General features: G+C 67.3%; 16 protein-coding genes. 13 read left to right on the forward strand and 3 right to left on the reverse strand.

Translation table 11 applies throughout. The features are described from left to right. Positions 1–45: 45 nt before the first annotated feature. From NH448_RS19990 to NH448_RS20020, 7 genes are all read left to right on the forward strand, one after another. Positions 46–1122, forward strand: coding sequence for an ABC transporter substrate-binding protein (locus tag NH448_RS19990; RefSeq protein ID WP_239452577.1), 1077 nt, complete (start codon positions 46–48; stop codon positions 1120–1122). 132 nt (positions 1123–1254) lie between these two features. Beyond that, positions 1255–2124 (forward strand): alkaline phosphatase family protein, encoded by an 870-nt coding sequence (locus NH448_RS19995; RefSeq protein WP_083970500.1) that lies wholly within the window; start codon positions 1255–1257, stop codon positions 2122–2124. Further along, positions 2121–2954, forward strand: coding sequence for an ABC transporter permease subunit (locus NH448_RS20000; RefSeq protein WP_052704427.1), 834 nt, complete (start codon positions 2121–2123; stop codon positions 2952–2954). Before NH448_RS19995 ends, NH448_RS20000 begins: the two co-directional genes overlap by 4 nt. After that, positions 2941–3789 (forward strand): ABC transporter permease, encoded by an 849-nt coding sequence (locus NH448_RS20005; RefSeq protein ID WP_083970501.1) that lies wholly within the window; start codon positions 2941–2943, stop codon positions 3787–3789. The genes NH448_RS20000 and NH448_RS20005 overlap by 14 nt, the downstream gene beginning before the upstream one ends. Further along, positions 3786–4934: an ABC transporter ATP-binding protein gene (locus NH448_RS20010; protein WP_204248965.1), complete on the forward strand. Its 1149-nt coding sequence runs from the start codon at positions 3786–3788 to the stop codon at positions 4932–4934. Before NH448_RS20005 ends, NH448_RS20010 begins: the two co-directional genes overlap by 4 nt. Then, positions 4931–5671: an HAD family hydrolase gene (locus tag NH448_RS20015; protein ID WP_083970502.1), complete on the forward strand. Its 741-nt coding sequence runs from the start codon at positions 4931–4933 to the stop codon at positions 5669–5671. The genes NH448_RS20010 and NH448_RS20015 overlap by 4 nt, the downstream gene beginning before the upstream one ends. Before the next feature lie 67 nt (positions 5672–5738). Then, positions 5739–6647, forward strand: a complete 909-nt coding sequence (locus NH448_RS20020) for an NAD(P)-dependent oxidoreductase (protein ID WP_045993659.1) — start codon at positions 5739–5741, stop codon at positions 6645–6647. A gap of 44 nt (positions 6648–6691) precedes the next feature. On the opposite strand, the gene NH448_RS20025 is transcribed toward NH448_RS20020, so the two are convergent. Continuing rightward, positions 6692–7603: a LysR family transcriptional regulator gene (locus NH448_RS20025; RefSeq protein ID WP_045993660.1), complete on the reverse strand. Its 912-nt coding sequence runs from the start codon at positions 7601–7603 to the stop codon at positions 6692–6694. A 140-nt stretch (positions 7604–7743) separates the two neighbouring features. Between NH448_RS20025 and NH448_RS20030 the strand changes: the two genes are divergently transcribed. The 6 genes from NH448_RS20030 to NH448_RS20055 all read left to right on the forward strand — a co-directional run bounded on the left by NH448_RS20030 (position 7744) and on the right by NH448_RS20055 (position 15076). Next, entirely contained in the window at positions 7744–9189 is a 1446-nt protein-coding gene (locus NH448_RS20030; protein ID WP_253029297.1) for an aldehyde dehydrogenase family protein, read from the forward strand. A gap of 11 nt (positions 9190–9200) precedes the next feature. Next, complete coding sequence (locus tag NH448_RS20035) at positions 9201–10205, forward strand: dipeptidase (RefSeq protein ID WP_204248966.1); 1005 nt, start codon at positions 9201–9203, stop codon at positions 10203–10205. A gap of 180 nt (positions 10206–10385) precedes the next feature. Beyond that, positions 10386–12017, forward strand: coding sequence for a BCCT family transporter (locus NH448_RS20040; protein WP_253029298.1), 1632 nt, complete (start codon positions 10386–10388; stop codon positions 12015–12017). A gap of 1 nt (position 12018) precedes the next feature. After that, a complete protein-coding gene (locus tag NH448_RS20045; protein WP_045993662.1) occupies positions 12019–13809 on the forward strand; it encodes a hypothetical protein in 1791 nt (596 codons plus the stop codon). Next, positions 13806–14621 (forward strand): DUF3726 domain-containing protein, encoded by an 816-nt coding sequence (locus tag NH448_RS20050; RefSeq protein WP_045993663.1) that lies wholly within the window; start codon positions 13806–13808, stop codon positions 14619–14621. The genes NH448_RS20045 and NH448_RS20050 overlap by 4 nt, the downstream gene beginning before the upstream one ends. A 71-nt stretch (positions 14622–14692) precedes the next feature. After that, positions 14693–15076 (forward strand): RidA family protein, encoded by a 384-nt coding sequence (locus NH448_RS20055; protein ID WP_045993664.1) that lies wholly within the window; start codon positions 14693–14695, stop codon positions 15074–15076. A gap of 154 nt (positions 15077–15230) precedes the next feature. Here the strand turns inward: NH448_RS20055 and NH448_RS20060 are convergent, their stop codons facing one another. Continuing rightward, positions 15231–16004 carry a transporter substrate-binding domain-containing protein gene (locus tag NH448_RS20060; RefSeq protein WP_253029299.1) on the reverse strand — a complete coding sequence of 258 codons (774 nt, stop codon included), beginning with the start codon at positions 16002–16004 and terminating at the stop codon, positions 15231–15233. Positions 16005–16018: 14 nt separating this feature from the next. Further along, the coding region (locus NH448_RS20065) for a (2Fe-2S)-binding protein (protein ID WP_253029300.1) at positions 16019–16843 on the reverse strand (825 nt) is incomplete at its 5' end.

Genomic DNA, 16843 nt, shown 5'->3' on the forward strand with positions numbered 1-16843 from the left:
CATCGGTTTCCGTCGACTTCACGCCCCTGACCCGGAGACCCTCTCGTGATCGTCACTTCTCTGCGTTACCCGACCCTGACCGCCCTGGCCTGCGCTGGCCTGCTGTCCACCGCCGCCCAGGCAAACACCGCCGAGCTTGAGTCACTGATCGAGGCCGCCAAGCAGGAAGGCCGCGTCGACAGCGTCGGCATGCCCGACACCTGGGCCAACTGGAAGGACACCTGGGCCGACCTGGAAAGCGTCTACGGCCTGGCGCACACCGATACCGACATGAGCTCCGCCGAGGAAGTCGCCAAGTTCAAGGCCGAGGGCGAGAACGCCACCGCCGATATCGGCGATGTCGGCTTCGCCTTCGGACCGATCGCGGTGCAGCAGGGGGTGACCCAGCCCTACAAGCCCACCACCTGGGACGAGATCCCCGACTGGGCCAAGGACGAAGATGGCCATTGGATGCTCGGCTACACCGGCACCATTGCGCTGATGATCAACAAGAACCTGGTGGAAGAGGACCAGCGCCCGAGTTCCTTCGCCGACCTGCGCGAGGGTGACTACTCGGTATCAGTGGGCGCCGTGGGCCAGGCTTCCCAGGCCAACAATGCGGTACTCGCCGCCGCCTACGCCGCCGATGGCGACGAGGGCAACCTGGCCCCGGGCCTCGAGCTGTTCGCCGAACTGGCCGAGCAGGGCCGACTGTCGCTGGCCGACGTGTCCATCGCCAACCTGGAGAAGGGCGAAGTGGAAGTGGCCCTGCTGTGGGACTTCAACGCCTTGAACTACCGCGACCAGATCGACCGTGACGCCTTCGAGGTGGTAATCCCCTCGGACGCTTCGGTGACCTCCGGCTACGCCACCATCATCAACACCCACGCCCAGCACCCCAACGCCGCCAAGCTGGCCCGTGAGTACATCCTGTCCGATGAAGGCCAGTTCAACCTGGCCGAGGGCTACGCTCGCCCGATCCGCGCCGAGCACCTGACCCTGCCCGACGATATCGCCGCCAAGCTGCTGCCCAACGAGCAGTACGCCAGCGCCCGTCCGATCCAGGACTTTGCCGCCTGGGAACAGAGCGCCAAGGTGCTGCCGCGCCAGTGGCAGTCCGAGGTGCTGATCCACCAGCAGTGATCAAGCGCTGAGGACAGCCCCGCTACAACGATCGACCGCTGAAGACAGTGCCCACGAGGCCTGTCTTCAGCGCATTCCACGCCATTTCGCGACAGTGCCGCGCCCTGTATTGCCGCGCGGCCGGGAGTCATCATGACCAGACCCGTCATACTGGTGGTGCTGGACGGCCTCAATCACGCCGTCGGCCATCACGCCATGGGCCACTTGAGCGCCCTGGTGGAGGCCGGCCGCGGCTACACCACCCACCTCGACTGCGAGCTGCCGGCCATGTCTCGGCCGCTCTACGAGTGCCTGCTGACCGGTGATCGCCCGGTGGACTCCGGGGTAGTGCACAACGACATCGTGCGCCGTTCCCACGGCACCAGCCTGTTCGACCTGGCCCGCGGCCAGGGCCTTGCCACCGCAGCGGCGGCCTATCACTGGGTCAGTGAGCTCTACGTCAAGGCACCCTTCGAGCGCACCCGCGACCGCTTCCTCGACGACCCGGCGGCGGCCATCCAGGCCGGCATCTTCTACTGGCAGGACCACTATCCGGATGATCACCTGTTCAGCGACGCCGAGGCCCTGAGGCAACGCCACGCGCCGGACTTCCTGCTGGTTCACAGCATGAACATCGACGACACCGGCCACCGTCACGGCGGCGACTCGCCCCAGTACAGAAACGCCGCCCGCCACGCCGACATCGCCCTGGCCGACTACCTGCCACGCTGGCTGGCCGACGGCTGCCAGGTGATGATCACCGCCGACCATGGCATGAACGCCGATCGCTCCCACTCGGGCCTGCTGGAAGAAGAACGCCGGGTGCCGCTGTGGCTGTTCGGCGATGCCTTTGCCGACCCCGCCGGACGGGTCATCCGCCAGACCCACCTGTGCGGCACCCTGGCAAGCGTCCTCGGGCTCTCCCACGACAAGCCCTGGCATCCCGAGCTGCTGGCCGCGACCAACACTGCCAGCGTCGCATCCACCGCGAACGCCACCTGCAACGAGGAGGCCGGATCGTGAAGGCGCCCCTACCGGCCTGGCTGTGGCTTGTGCCTTTCGCCGTGATATTCACCGCCTTCCAGCTGGCGCCGATGGCCTGGGTCGCGATCAGCGCCTTCAACGTCAACGGCGACTGGGGCCTTGGCCACTTTCAGGAGATCGCCCAATCGGCGTTCTTCCGCCAGGCGATCTGGAAGAGTCTGACCATCTCGCTGGTATCCAGCGCCATCGGCCTGGTCATCGCCACCCTGACCTGCCACGCCCTGGTGCGTTCCGGCGGACGCCTGAGGCGAGCGATGATCGCCTTCACCAACATGACCTCCAACTTTGCCGGCGTGCCGCTGGCCTTCGCCTTCATCATCCTGCTGGGGGCCAACGGCGTGCTGACACTGGCGCTTCAACGACTCGGCATCATCGAGGACGTGCGTCTTTACTCCACCGGCGGGCTGATCGTCATCTACACCTGGTTCCAGATTCCGCTGGGCATCCTGCTGCTGTTCCCGGCCTTCGCCGGCCTCAAGGCCGAATGGCGTGATGCCGCCAGCCTGCTCGGCGCCGGGCGCATCGCCTACTGGCAGCGCATCGGCCTGCCGGTGCTGTGGCCGGCCCTGGCCGGCACCTTCACGGTACTGTTCGCCAACGCCATGGGCGCCTACGCCACCGTCTACGCGCTGGTCAACACCAGCTACAACCTGATGACCATTCGTATCGCCAACCTGGTGGCCGGCGACCTGTTCCTCGAGCCCAATCTGGCAAGCGCCCTGGCGCTGATCCTGGTGCTGCTGCTGGTGCTGGTCACCCTGGTCCAGCAGTGGCTGTTGAGAAGGAGTGTACAGCATGGCTCACGCTGAAACCCTGCCGGCTCACCAGGGGCCAACCGCAGCGTCGCTGTCGGCGACCTTCAATCCCTACGCCTGGATCGTCGGCAGCGTCTTCGCGGTGCTGGCCCTGCCGCTGGTGGCGACCCTGGGTTACGCCCTGGCCACCCGCTGGGGCGCAACTCTGGTCCCCGATGGTCTGACCCTGGCCTGGTTCGTGGAGCTATGGACCACCCCGCGCTTTGTGGCCGCCTTCGCCCGGTCGCTGGCCGTCGCCGTGGGGGCCCTGGCGCTGTCGCTGGTGCTGGTGATGCCGGTGGCCCTGCTGGCCCACACCCGCTATCCGTGGCTTGACCGCTGGATGAACACCCTGATCCTGATGCCCTTCGCGGTGCCCCCGGTGGTGTCCTCGGTGGGGCTACTCAAGCTCTACGCTGGCGGCCCGCTGCCGCTGGTGGGCACCCCCTGGATCCTGATTCCCACCTACTTCACCATCGTGCTGCCGTTCATGTACCGCGCCATTGCCAACAGCCTGCGTGCGGTGGACGTGCAAAGCCTGATGGACGCCGCCCAGCTGCTGGGTGCCGGGCCGCTTAAAGCCTTCTTTCTGGTCATCCTGCCCAACCTGCGTGGCGGGGTGCAGATCGCCATCTTCCTGTCGTTTTCGTTCCTGGTCGGCGAATTCGTCTTCGCCAACATGCTGGTGGGCACCCGCTTCGAGACGCTGCAGGTCTACCTCAACAATATGCGCGGCGCCAGCGGTCACTTCACCAGCGCCCTGGTGATCACCCTGTTCGCCTTTACCCTGATCCTGACCTGGCTGGGCAATCGCCAGGCCGAGCACACCATCACGGAGGCCACACGATGATGGCTGCCACCACACCTGCCACCCAGCGCGCCGCCCCGTCTACGGTCCCGTCCACTATTCCGTCCTCGGTCCAGACCACGGCCCCGTCAGCGCCAGGCCACCAGGAAAGCGGCAACGCGGTCTCGCTGAGGGGGCTGGCCAAGCGCTTCGGCGAGACCTCGGTGTTCGCCGACATCGACGCCGATATCGCGCATGGCGAGTTCATCACCCTGCTGGGGCCGTCCGGCTGCGGCAAGTCGACCCTGCTGCGGGCCATCGCTGGGCTGACCTCGCTGGACGCCGGCAGCATCCACATCGGCGGTGACGAGATCACCCGCCTGCCGCCCCAGCGGCGCGGGGTCGGCATGGTGTTTCAGCACTATGCGCTGTTTCCCAACCTCAAGGTCGCCGACAACGTCGCCTTCGGCCTGCGCATGCAGAAGGTCCCCGGTGACGAGCGCGCGCGCCGGGTAGACGAGGTGCTGCGCCTGGTCGAGATGCAGGACCAGGCGCACAAGTTTCCCCACCAGCTGTCGGGCGGGCAATGCCAGCGGGTGGCACTGGCACGCTCGCTGGTGGTGGAACCCAAGGTACTGCTGATGGACGAGCCGCTGTCGGCGCTGGACGCCCGCATTCGTCGACATCTGCGCGACCAGATCCGCGAGATTCAGAAGACCCTCGGCCTGACCACCCTGTTCGTGACCCATGACCAGGAAGAGGCCATGTTGATGTCCGACCGGGTGTTCCTGATGCACCAGGGGCGGATCCTGCAAAAGGACACCGCCGAGGTGCTCTACACCCGGCCCCGGGACGAAAACGCCGCCGGCTTCATGGGCCACTACTGTCTGCTCGACGCCGTCGAGGCCGCGCCACTGCTGGGCTTTCGCAGCCAGGCCGGGCGTGTCGCGCTGCGCCCCGAGGCGCTCTATCTCAGCGTGCAGGGCCGCCCTTTGGGTGGCGAGCGGCCGGCGCGGGTGGGACCGGGCGTCAGCGGTCGTGTGCGTCGACATCGCCTGCTCGGTAACATCGTGCGCTACGACATCGACTGCGATGGCACCAGCCTCGCCGTCGATACCCTCAATCGCTCCGCTCGCAGCCTGCTGCCCGCCGGCTGCGAGGTGACGATCCACGTCGATCTCGACGAGGTCCAGGAGCTGGATGCATGAACGACCTGACGAGCCCTGTCACCATGACCACTGACGCCTGCCACGGCGACGCCGCCAAGGCCCCCGACGCGCCCATGACCCTGGCCCTGTTCGATCTCGACGACACCCTGCTCGACGGCGACATCACCGGACTATGGAGCCAGTGGCTGATCGATCTCGGCTGGATCGAGGACGGCGACGCCTACCGCGCCGCCTTCGCCGAGCATATGGCCGCCTACGCCGCCGGGACGCTCGACATGGAAGCCCATCTGGCGCTGTTGCTGACGCCGCTGGCCGGCCGCAGCGAGGCCGACGTCAGGCAACAGGTCGACGCCTTCCTCGAGGCCGAGGTGGTGCCCCGGCTCTTCCCCCAGGGCCACGAACGCCTGGCCTGGCACCGTGACCAGGGCCATCGGGTGGTGATCATCTCGGCCTCGCCGATCCACGTGGTCGGCCCGCTGGCCGAGCGTCTCGGCGCCGATCAGGCGCTGGCCACCGCCCTCGAACTCGACTCGCGCAGGCGCTACACCGGCAAGGCCGAGGGCATCCGCACCTTCCAGGGCGGCAAGCTCGAGGCGCTGTGCGAGTGGCTGGCCGAACACACTCCGGTGGAGAGCTTCGGCTACTCCGACTCGCGTAACGACCTGCCCCTGCTGGAATTCGTCGACCGTCCCTTCGCCATCAACCCGGACCCGACGCTTGACGCCACCGCCCGCGAGCGCGGCTGGCCGGTACAGTGGTGGCGGCAGGTCGACTGAGCGTGGAGGCACCGGGCGGAAGAGGTTAGGCTGTTACCTACTTTCTAATCTACAACGAGCCGTCCGTATGACCTCTCCTGCCACCATCGCCCTGCTGGGCACCGGTATCATGGGCCTGCCCATGGGCCGTCATCTGATCCGTGCAGGCTTCCCCCTGCGTGCCTGGAATCGCAGCATCGACAAGGCAGCCCCGCTGGGCGAACTTGGCGCCACTCTGGCCGAGACACCCATCGAGGCAGCGGCAAACGCCCAGGCGGTGGTGATGATGGTAAGTTCGGGCGCGGTATGCGAGACGCTGCTGTTCGGCGACGACGGCATCGCCCGTCAGTTGTCTCCCGGTACCCTGCTCATCGTGATGTCGACCATTGGCCACAGTGAAGCAATCGCCTTGGCCGAACGCTGTCGCGAGCTTGGCCTTGGCTGGGTGGACGCCCCGGTCTCCGGCGGCGAAAAGGGCGCGCGCGAAGGATCTCTTTCGATCATGGCCGGAGCAGACGCCGCCGATTACGACAGGGCAAAGCCCATTCTCGAGGCCATGGGGCATCCCCTGCATATTGGCCCGGCAGGCAGCGGCGCCCTGGCCAAGCTGGTCAATCAGTTGACGGTGGCCAGCACCATCGCGGCGGTGTCGGAAGCCCTGGTGCTGGCCGAAGCCGGCGGCGCCGACCCCGCCAAGGTGCGCCAGGCCATGCTGGGGGGCTTCGCCTACTCGCGGATTCTCGACCAGCATGGCCAACGCATGCTGGACGGCGACTTCGCGCCCGGCGGCCCGGCAAGGCATCAGCTGAAGGACACCCGCGCGGCCTGCGACGTCGCCCGGGAACTCGGCCTCGACTTGCCGCTGCTTGAGTTGACCGACCGCCTGTTCGGCGATCTGGTCAACGCAGGTGGTGCCGACCTCGACCACAGCGCCCTGCTGCTCGAGGTCCGGCGACGCAACGGCATGGACGCCGGCGAACTCGACCGCAACGGCTGACGGACGGCGAGCCCGCCTGGCGTTATCGGCTATTGGCTGAACGGCTATTGGCTGCTCGGCGCATGGCCATCCTCCCCCTGCCCCTCTTCCAGGCGCTCGACGATAAAGGTCGCCATGGCAGCCGCGGCCGGCGACAGGCTGCGACCGGCCAGGCGCACCAGGCCCACCTGGCGCTCTACCACCGGGCACTCCAGCGGAACGAACCTCAGCCGCTCGTACTCCTCGGCAAACGCCAGTCGCGGCAGGGTGGTGATGCCGAGCCCCGCCACCAGGCTGGCGGTCAGCGAGATCATGTTGGAGATAAAGAAGGTGGGACTCGCCAGCAGCGCCTCGGCCTCGGTGCCCTCGAGCAGCCGCGAGGTACCGTTGCCGATCAGGGTCTCGCCGGCAAGCTCGCGCCAGTGCAGGCTCTCGCGCCCGGCGAAGGGATGGTCATCGCGACATACCACCCCCACCTTGTCGCGCAGCAGTGGGGTAAACGCCAGGGCGTCATCAGGCTGCCACAGGCTGGATAGCCCGATATCCACCTCCCCCCCCAGCACCTGCTCGCGCACGAAGTCGGCGTTGCCGTCGTGCAGCGCCACGCGGATGCCCGGATAGCGCTCGACGAACTCCGACAGCAAGCTCGGCATCAGGCGGCTGGCCACCGACGGTACCGCTGCCATGTCCAGATGCCCCGCCTGACGCTCGACCTGGGCGAGCAGGTCGCGGCTCAGGCGATCATGCTGGAGGATCAGCTCGCGAAAGCGCGGCACGCAGTACTCGCCGAAGGGGGTGAGGCTCGCCTGGGCACCCTTCTCGAACAGCGCCTCGCCAAGGCGCGCTTCCAGCTCGCGCACCGCCATCGACACCGCCGGCTGGCTGCGGTGAAGCTGGCGCGCGGCGGCATGAAAGCCGCCGTGGTCGACGATGGCCAACACGTAGCGCAGCGGCTGGATCTTGAGGTCGGGGAGCATGGCATTTCCTCACACGGGCCGTCACACAGGCCGTCACACAGACAGGCGGTAAGTCTTACTTATCATATGCTCGTTATTATTGATTATCTTTATTTTGATGGCTCTCCTAGGCTGTGTCGCATTCGTCACAGGAGGTCATCATGTCTCAGCAGTCAGCCTACCCACTCTTTATCGACGGCCAGTGGATCGACGGCGTCGACCAGATCGAGAACCGCAGCCCGTCGGATACCAGCGACCTGATCGGCGTCTACGCCCAGGCTTCGACCGAGCAGGTCAAGGACGCCATCGCCGCCGCCCGCCGGGGCGGCCGCGAATGGGCCAAAAGCGGCCTGGAGCAGCGCTACGGCGTGCTGATGGCGGTGGGCGACGAGCTGATGGCGCGCAAGGCCGAGCTCGGCGAGCTGCTGGCCCGTGAAGAGGGCAAGACCCTGGCCGAGGCCGTCGGCGAGGTCCACCGCTCCGCCCAGTTCTTCCACTACTACGCCGCCGAGGTGCTGCGCCAGATCGACGAGCGCGCCGAGTCGGTGCGCCCCGGCGTGGAGGTGGAAGTCCGCCGTGAGCCGGTGGGGGTGGTCGGCGTCATCAGCCCCTGGAACTTCCCCATGGCCACCGCGGTGTGGAAGATCGCCCCGGCGCTGGCCTTCGGCAATGCCGTCGTGTTCAAGCCGGCCAACCTGGTCCCGGGCAGCGCCTGGGCGCTGACCGAGATCCTCAGCCGCCAGGCGCTGCCCGCCGGCACCTTTAACCTGATCATGGGGCCGGGCTCGAGCGTCGGCGACGCCCTGATCTCGAGTCCCGAGATCAACGCCCTGACCTTTACCGGGTCGCTTGAGGTCGGTCGCCGGGTGGCCGGCGCCACCGCCGCCAACCTGGTCAAGTGCCAGCTCGAGATGGGCTCGAAGAACGCGCTGATCGTGGCCGACGACGCCGATCTCGACCTCGCCGTGGAGGCCGCCTTCAACGGCGCCTACTCCGGCACCGGCCAGAAGTGCACCGCCTCGTCGCGCTTGATCGTCACCGAGAAGGTCCACGACGCCTTCGTCGAGCGACTGATCGAGCGCCTGAAGCAGGTACGTGTCGGCCCCGCCCTGGAAGACGGCGTGCACATCGGCCCGGCGGCCGACGCCCGCCAGCTTGCCTCCAACCTGGCATGGGTCGAGCGCGCCCAGGCCGACGGCGCCCGGCTGGTGTTCGGCGGCGAGCGCGTCAGCGCGGCAAGCGACGGCTACTTCATGGCACCGGCGCTTCTGGTGGATACCACCAACGACATGGCCATCAATCGCGAGGAGGTGTTCGGCCCGATCGCCTGCGTGATCAAGGTCGCCGACGCCAACGAGGCCATCGAGGTGCTCAACGACACCCACTTCGGCCTGACCGCCGGCATCATCACCGACTCGCTGAAGCTTGCCAGCGAGTTCAAGGCCCGCGCCGAGACCGGCTGCGTGATGGTCAACCTGCCCACTGCGGGCACCGACTACCACGTGCCCTTCGGCGGCCGCAAGGCGTCGAGCTTCGGCCCCCGCGAGCAGGGCCGCTACGCCCGCGAGTTCTACACCGTGGTCAAGACCTGCTACGTCAAGGCCTGAGGAGAGACGTCATGTCCCGAGAAATGCTGACCGTCGACGGCCTGCAGTACTCCAACTGGTCGCGGGAGATCTTCGAGCAGATGCGCGAGGGCGGCCTGGACGCCGTCCACGCCACCCTGGTCTACCACGAGACCACCCGCGAGACGCTGTCGCGCCTGGGCGAGTGGAACCGCCGCTTCGAGGCCCATGCGGACCTGATCATGCCGGTGCGCGGGCCCGGCGATATCGCCAGGGCCCAGGCCAGCGGGCGCATCGGGGTCTTTCTCGGCGCCCAGAACTGCTCGCCCATCGAGGACGATATCGACATGGTCGAGGTGATGCGCGATCTCGGCCTCTTGATCATGCAGCTCACCTACAACAACCAGAGCCTGCTGGCCTGCGGCTGCTACGAGGCAGAAGACAGCGGTATCACCCGCTTCGGGCGCCAGGTGATTCGCGAGATGAACCGGGTCGGCATGGTCATCGACATGTCCCACAGCGCTGAGCGCTCGACCCTCGAGGCCATCGAGCTGTCGAGCCGTCCTGTGATCATCTCCCACGCCAACCCCGAGAGCTTCCACCCGGCCAAGCGCAACAAGTCCGACCGGGTACTCAGGGCCATCGCCGAGTGCAACGGCCTGCTGGGCTTCTCGGCCTACCCCTTCCACCTGCGCAACGGCCCGGACTGCACCCTTGCCGAGTACTGCGAGATGATCGCCCGCACCGCCGACCTGATGGGGGTCGAACACCTGGGCATCGGCACCGACCTGTGTCAGAACCAGCCCACCTCGGTGCTCGACTGGATGCGCAACGGCCGCTGGTCCAAGGACATGGACTACGGCGAGGGCAGCGCCACCAACGCCGGCTGGCCGCGGCCACTGGCCTGGCTCAAGGACAGTCGCGACTTCCCCAACCTGATACAGGGCCTGCGCGACGTCGGCATGAACGAGGACGAAGTGGCCGGCATCATGGGCCGCAACTGGGTGGCGCTGCTGGAGCGCGCCGCCACGCCTCAGGGGATCGCCAAGGTCGCCTGAGGCGGCACTCGGAACAGCCCCCGACCAGTCCTCGACCAGCCCTCGACCAACCCTGGACCAGCCATCCGTCAGCCACCGACCCGCCGGCATCCCAGATTTCAACAACAACCGAATGCCTGCGGCCATCAATCACCATAACAGGCACCGCCCCGACGGTGCCGCACGCCAGAGGTTCATGCCATGACCACCTCCACCACCGGCACCTCGTCACCCGCCGATCGCTCGGCGCCAGCCACCGGGGACTTGCCCGCCGGCCAGTATCGCCTGGGCGACCCCGTCGTGCTCTGTCTCAGTATCGGTTTCATCCTGCTGTTCGTTGGCCTGTCGCTGTACGACATCGACGGCGTCGCGGGGGCCATCGGCACGGGCTTCGCCTGGACCGCCAAGGCGCTCGGCAGCTACTTCCAGATCCTCTTGCTGCTGACCTTCTTTATCGCCATGGGGCTGATCGCCACCCCGGCGGCGAGTGCACGCATCGGCAACACCCGCACGCCGGAACTGTCCACCTTCAAGTGGGTGTCGATCATCATGTGCACCCTGCTGGCAGGGGGCGGGGTGTTCTTCGCCGCCGGCGAGCCGATCTACCACTTCGTGGTCACGCCGCCGGCCTTTGCCGGCAGCGCGGCCATCGAGGCCGGCAGCGACTCCGCCATCGCCCCGGCCCTGGCCCAGTCGTTCATGCACTGGGGCTTTCTGGCCTGGGCGGTGCTCGGCAGCCTGACCGCGGTGGTGCTGTCCCACGCCCACTATGACAAGGGCCAGCCCTTGCAGCCGCGCACCCTGCTCTATCCGGTACTCGGCGAGCGGCTGATGAAGGGCCCGCTGGGCGGCGTGGTCGACGCCCTGTGCGTGATTGCGGTGGTGGCCGGTACCGTCGGGCCCATCGGCTTTCTTGCCACCCAGGTCAGCTTCGGTCTGCATGAGCTGTTCGGCGTGGCCAACACCTACATGACCCAGTTGATCATCCTGATCGGCCTCGGCGCGGTCTACGTCACCTCGGCGGTTACCGGCATCGACAAGGGCATCCAGATCCTGTCGCGCTTCAACGTCTTCCTGGCGCTCGCCATCGCCGCGGTGATCTTCCTGTTCGGGCCGACGCTGTTCATGGTCAACGCCTTCACCCAGGGCTTCGGCGAGTACCTGACGTCGTTCTTCGCCATGTCGACGATGACCGCCCAGAGTGCGCCGGACTGGTGGATGCAGTGGTGGACGGTGTTCTTCTTCGCCTGGTTCATCGGCTACGGCCCGCTGATGGCGATCTTCGTCGCGCGCATCTCCAGGGGCCGCACGATTCGCCAGATGGTGCTCACCGTGGCGGTGCTGGCACCGGTGGCCACGGCCATCTGGTTCACCCTGCTGGGCGGTTCCGGCATCTTCTACCAGATGACCGGAGCCATCGACCTGACCGAGGCGCTCAACAACTTCCAGTTCGACGTGGCTACGCTGACCGTGGCCCAGGCGCTGCCCGGCGGTACCGTCATGGCGGTGGCGATCCTGGTGTTGACCACCATCTTCGTCGCCACCACCGGTGACTCCATGAGCTACGCCATCGCCGTGGTCGGTGCCGGCCACGACGAGCCGAGCCCTCTGGTTCGTGCCTTCTGGGGCATCGCCATGGCGCTGATGGCGGCTATCCTCCTGTACATGGGCGCGGGGCAGATCAGCGCCCTGCAGCAGTTCATCGTGCTGACCGCCATCCCGGTGTCGCTGGTGCTGCTGCCGTCGCTGTGGACCGGCCCCCAGGCCGCCCTCGCCATGGCCCGCGCCCAGGGCATCACCAGCCACAAAGCCAGCGCTACAGGGGAGGCCTGAGATGAGACGCGAAGACCTCGCCAGCCGCCTTTCCGACGTCGAGCAGCGCCTGCGTCTGCGCGCGCCCGACGAGGTGATGCAGCTCGATCGCCTGGGCAGCCTGCACGCCAGCCGGCTGAGCTTCGTGCGTAGCCTGGTGCGCCAGATGGCGCGCCAGCGCTGGCAGATCAGCACCACCCGCTTCGAGCTCGACGCCGAAGGCCACGGTGTCGCCATCTATCGTCTGCAGACGCCCCAGGCCCGCTACCATGGGGTGATCTTTTCCCAGCCACTGGACGACGCCGCCCGCTCCGACCGGGTCATCGCCGAGGCCTGGGACGTCACCTTCGGCGTGGTCGAAGGTGACGTGGACGACTCCCTGCTCGAACAGATGGCCGCCAATGTGCCGCTGCAGGAGGCCGGGCGCCAGCATCCACGTCTGCTGGTGCTGTCCCGGGCCAACCGCAGCCTCAGAAACTTCGCCGCCTTTCTCGACGCGCTGTGCGCCGGGCGCCAGCCCGACCCGGCCTGGCTGACCCGGGTCGGCTATCTGTATCGCACCACCGCGGTCTACGGAAACGGCAAGTTCGGCATCGCCGACTTCGATCGGCTGAAGCACAACCCGGACTTCCAGCGTCCCTTCTCGGCCCAGATGCTGGCGGTCTACCTGCTGCGCCACTTCTCCATCGAGCAGATCGAGCATATGGCCCGTGCCCGGGCGCCGGGCAGCGCCGTCGCCATGGCAGCGCCGCTGCGCCGCTATCTGGGCATCGGCAATTCCACCGGACTGGGCATGGCGCCCTTTCTGATCAACCACCCGCAGCTGATCCAGCGCTGGGTCGAGAGCCGCGAGAAGGCGCTGGCCCAGGTCAGTGGTCAGGTCCCTGGTGAACCGGAGCGACAGCGCCTGGTGGCGCTTGTCGCCCGGGCCGAGCGCCACCTGGCCCAGACCGTGACCGAGGATAGCGAGCAGAGCGCGCGCAACCGCGAGACCGCCAGCGCCCTGCCGGCGGTGCGCGCCTGGCTCGAGCAGGTACCACTGGCCGAGGAGCTGTGGCAGGAGTTGATCGACTGGAGCCGCCAGACCCTGAGCCTGGAAGCCCAGGAGCTGATCCACACCCTGCTGCTTGAGCTCTACCCGGAGATCGTCGATCCCTTCGAGGACCAGATGGGGGTCGAGGAGGGCCTGGAGCTGACCCCGGACATGCCGCTGGTCAGACTCAAGCAGTTGATCGAGACCCACTACGACTGGGCCCTGCGTCATGACTTCGGCGACCCCGAGGAGCGCTACTGGTTCTGGTATCGATCGGTCGAGAAGGAGGAGCCGCGCCTGGGCGTGCGCGACGTCGAACCCGGCGCCGACCGTGAACTGAAGCTCGCCATCGCGCCTCGGGTGGCCGATACCCATGGGGTCATCGACGACTTCCTCAGCGCCCATCCGCGCGCCCTGGTGGTGGAGTTCCTGATTCACCACCCGCGTCACAAGGACATCATCCGGCGCATCCAGAGCATGGCCGAGACGCCCTTCGGCGAGATCCGCGCCAACCTGTGGGCCCGCGAGATGAAGCCAATGCACCTGCTTCGCACCAAGCTGTCGTTCTTCGGCGCCAGTCGCTTCGATCCCAAGTCCGATCGCTGGGTGCGCATCACCCTGTTCCAGGGCGCACCATTGGTCGAGGAGCTCAACGCCGAGCCCAGCGACCTGATCGACTTCGACGACTGGAGCTTCCCGCTGGAGCCCGACCAGGACGCCGCCGGCACGCTCAAGGAAGCCGATGCCCAACCCCGCCAGCACGCCGGAGCCAACTCATGAAGGTGTCTTACAACGAACTCCAGGGACTCTGCCGCAAGGCCTTCCAGGCCATGGGCTTCGAGGACGGAGACGCCAGCGACGCCGCCGACATGGTGGCCTGGATGCAGCTCTACGAGCTCGGTGGACTGGCGGCGCTGGGACGAGGCCTCGACTTTCTGCTCGCGGATCAGGGCGAGCGCCCCCCGGAACTCGTCTACTCGGACGGCGACCTGGCGGTGCTCGACAGCCACGGCGCCAGCGTGCTCAAGAGCTCGACCCTGGCACTGGAGCTGGGCTTTGCCAAGGCCCGGGCGCGAGGCCTTGCGGTGATCAAGATCCGCCACTGCCACAACCGCCAGTTGATCATGGGCTACCTGGCGCGGCTGGCCGGGCGCGGGATGAACGTCACCGCCTTCTGGCGCAATGCCCAGGCGCCTGACGGTGAGGCCCGGACCGCTGGCGCAGAGCAGGCGGCAGCCACCCCGCTGATCGAGCAGGTGGTGGGCTTTCGTGCGGGAAGTTCGGTGCCGGAGATCCGCGTCTACGCGGTGCACGAGGTGCCCGAGGAAAACGAACCCAACGACGGGGTGACGCTGATCATGGCCAACCACGTGGACCTGCTGCCGTCGCTGCGCTCCGAGTATCAGCTCGACCTGCTGGCCCGTCACCAGGAGTCCGACCTGCTGGCTTGCCGCGAGCGTGCCATGCAGCAAGGCATCGAGGTCGACGACGGCCTGTGGGCGCAGCTCAAGGCGCTGGCCACCCGGCTGCTGGTGGAGTCTACCGAGGCCTCTCGCAGCGGCGCCGGCGCCGGCACCCACGACAACGACTGACACACAACCCTCACCCCTTGGCACTCTACTTTGCCCTACTACCCCCGACTTCCAACGTTCGAGGATACCCCATGGTTCACCCGGTCAAGACCGAGCTGTTCGCCTCCCGCGCCCCACTGTCCTGGGCCAGCGTCGGCAACGGCATCCTGTTCACCGCCCAGATCCCCATCGACAAGAGCGGCGAGGTGGTCGACGGCGGCATCGAGGCCCAGACCCGCCAGACGCTGGACAATCTGGTACACACCCTCACCTGCGCCGGTGGCGGCGTTGAATCGCTGACTCAGGTATTGATCTACGTGACCCGACGCGAGGACCTTGCCACGGTCAACCGGGTCTACGCCGAGTACGTCAGCGAGCCCTACCCCAACCGCGCGGCGGTGATCGTCTCTGGCTTCGCCCGGGAAGAGATGCTGGTCGAGATGGTGGCCTACGCGGCGCTACCGGTGACGCCATAGCCGCCAATTGCACCGTAGCCGCCGATGGCACGAATGGCCGAACCCCCGACACCAACGAGCCCTCCGATGGAGGGCTCGTCGCATGGTGGGCTCGTCGCATAGCGGGCTTTCACGCCTCTCGTCTTCCCCCCGCGGGAGGTCGACTCCGCCGGTGCTATTTCTCGAAGTAGCGGGCCCACAGCGCCTGGTAGTCGCCGTCGTCCTTGAGCCCCTGGATGGCCTCGCTGAACGCGACGGCCAGTTCCCGATCGCGCTGGCGGAAGGCGGCGCCGACGCCGGGCCCGTAGATCGACTCGGGGCCGGTCACCAGCTCGCCCTTGCGCGCAAAGCGCTCATCACTGAACAGCCGCTCCTGGGCCAACGGGAAGGCGGTAAAGACCAGGTCCAGCCGGCCGGTAAACATGTCGTTGACCACGCCGCCGGAGTCCGAATAGCGACGAATGTCCGCCTCGCCGTGGTAGGTGGTCACGTACTCGTCCTGGATGGTGCCTTGCTGCACACCGATGGTCATCTCCGACAGGTCGCCTTCGGGATCGATCTCTGCGTCGGCCTGACCGACCCACACCGAGGGCACCTGATAGTAGGGATCGGAGAACAGCACCTGTTTCGCGCGTTCCTCGGTGATGTTCATGGCCGAGGCGATCAGGTCGTACTTGCGCGCCAGCAGCCCCGGAATGATGCCGTCCCAGCCCTGCTCGACCCACTCGCACTGGCGCTGCATGCGCTCGCAGGCGGCCTCGACCAGCTCGACCTCGAAGCCGGTCAGGCTGCCGTCGGGCAGCTTTTCCTGGTACGGCGGATAGGGCACGTCGACACCGATGCGCAGCGGGCGATCATCGGCCTGGGCGGTGGTGGCAACAGCGGCGCTGGCGCCAGCAAGGGCCATCGCCAGGCCAAAAGAGGCAGACAGCAAAGCGTTAATTTTCATGGTCGTTTCTCGCTCTATTGTGATTGTGTGGTCAGGTGATCGGAGGGCGCCAGTGCCAGCTCGCCCAAAGTGATGGAGGTCAACGGTGGGCGAATGCGGTAGTAGCCGACCTCGTCCATGTCGCGGCCCTGCTCGCGGGCCATCAACCGCGACACATTGGTGCCGCATAGCCGTCCCTGGCAGGGGCCCATGCCACAGCGGGTGAAGGCCTTGAGCTGGTTGGGCCCGGCAGGCCCCGCTCCCAGCGCTGCCTTGAGCTGGGCCCGGCTCACCCCTTCGCAGCGACAGATCAGGGTCTCGCCGGGCTGTCGCTCGACCCAGTCCGCCGGTGGGGTGAACAACGCATCCAGCAGACGTCGACCGGACAGATCCTGGCGGCGTCGACGCCTCAGCGCGGCGCTTTCCCTGGCGACCGCCCGGCGGTTATCGGCGTCTGGTATCGGCGCCGCGGCGCCTTTTGCATCGGCTGTCGTGTCCAGCGGGTCAGCCATCAGGTCGTTCAGCACGGCCAGCGCCGCCAGTCGCCCTTCGCGTTCGGCGTTCACAGCGCCGCCGATGCCACCGCCGTCACCGGCCAGCCACACCCCCGGGCGCACCGACAGGTCGTCGCGACGATCGGGCACGAACGCCTGCTGCGCCTCCTGCCAACGGTGCTCGATGCCCAGCCCTTGGGGGAGCTGCGGCTCGGGCACCACCCCCATATGGGTCAACAGCCAATCGGTCTTGAACTTGTGCTCGTCGCTGTCGCCACGCCGGCGATAGCGCACCCCGGTCAAGCGCTGGTCACCCTCGGCAGCCAGCGACTGGACGCCACGCACGATCGGCACCCCAGCGCGCCT

The organism is Halomonas sp. OfavH-34-E (genome assembly GCF_024124525.1).
Lineage (GTDB): Bacteria > Pseudomonadota > Gammaproteobacteria > Pseudomonadales > Halomonadaceae > Halomonas > Halomonas litopenaei.

Bases quoted from the DNA above. Each gene is read 5' to 3' on its own strand.
- NH448_RS20020 (WP_045993659.1), top strand. From the start codon at position 5,739: ATGACCTCTCCTGCCACCATCGCCCTGCTGGGCACCGGTATCATGGGC.
- NH448_RS20035 (WP_204248966.1), top strand. From the start codon at position 9,201: ATGTCCCGAGAAATGCTGACCGTCGACGGCCTGCAGTACTCCAACTGG.
- NH448_RS20005 (WP_083970501.1), top strand. From the start codon at position 2,941: ATGGCTCACGCTGAAACCCTGCCGGCTCACCAGGGGCCAACCGCAGCG.
- NH448_RS20025 (WP_045993660.1), bottom strand. From the start codon at position 7,603: ATGCTCCCCGACCTCAAGATCCAGCCGCTGCGCTACGTGTTGGCCATC.
- NH448_RS20010 (WP_204248965.1), top strand. From the start codon at position 3,786: ATGATGGCTGCCACCACACCTGCCACCCAGCGCGCCGCCCCGTCTACG.
- NH448_RS20055 (WP_045993664.1), top strand. From the start codon at position 14,693: ATGGTTCACCCGGTCAAGACCGAGCTGTTCGCCTCCCGCGCCCCACTG.
- NH448_RS19995 (WP_083970500.1), top strand. From the start codon at position 1,255: ATGACCAGACCCGTCATACTGGTGGTGCTGGACGGCCTCAATCACGCC.
- NH448_RS20050 (WP_045993663.1), top strand. From the start codon at position 13,806: ATGAAGGTGTCTTACAACGAACTCCAGGGACTCTGCCGCAAGGCCTTC.
- NH448_RS20015 (WP_083970502.1), top strand. From the start codon at position 4,931: ATGAACGACCTGACGAGCCCTGTCACCATGACCACTGACGCCTGCCAC.
- NH448_RS20060 (WP_253029299.1), bottom strand. From the start codon at position 16,004: ATGAAAATTAACGCTTTGCTGTCTGCCTCTTTTGGCCTGGCGATGGCC.
- NH448_RS20030 (WP_253029297.1), top strand. From the start codon at position 7,744: ATGTCTCAGCAGTCAGCCTACCCACTCTTTATCGACGGCCAGTGGATC.
- NH448_RS20045 (WP_045993662.1), top strand. From the start codon at position 12,019: ATGAGACGCGAAGACCTCGCCAGCCGCCTTTCCGACGTCGAGCAGCGC.
- NH448_RS20040 (WP_253029298.1), top strand. From the start codon at position 10,386: ATGACCACCTCCACCACCGGCACCTCGTCACCCGCCGATCGCTCGGCG.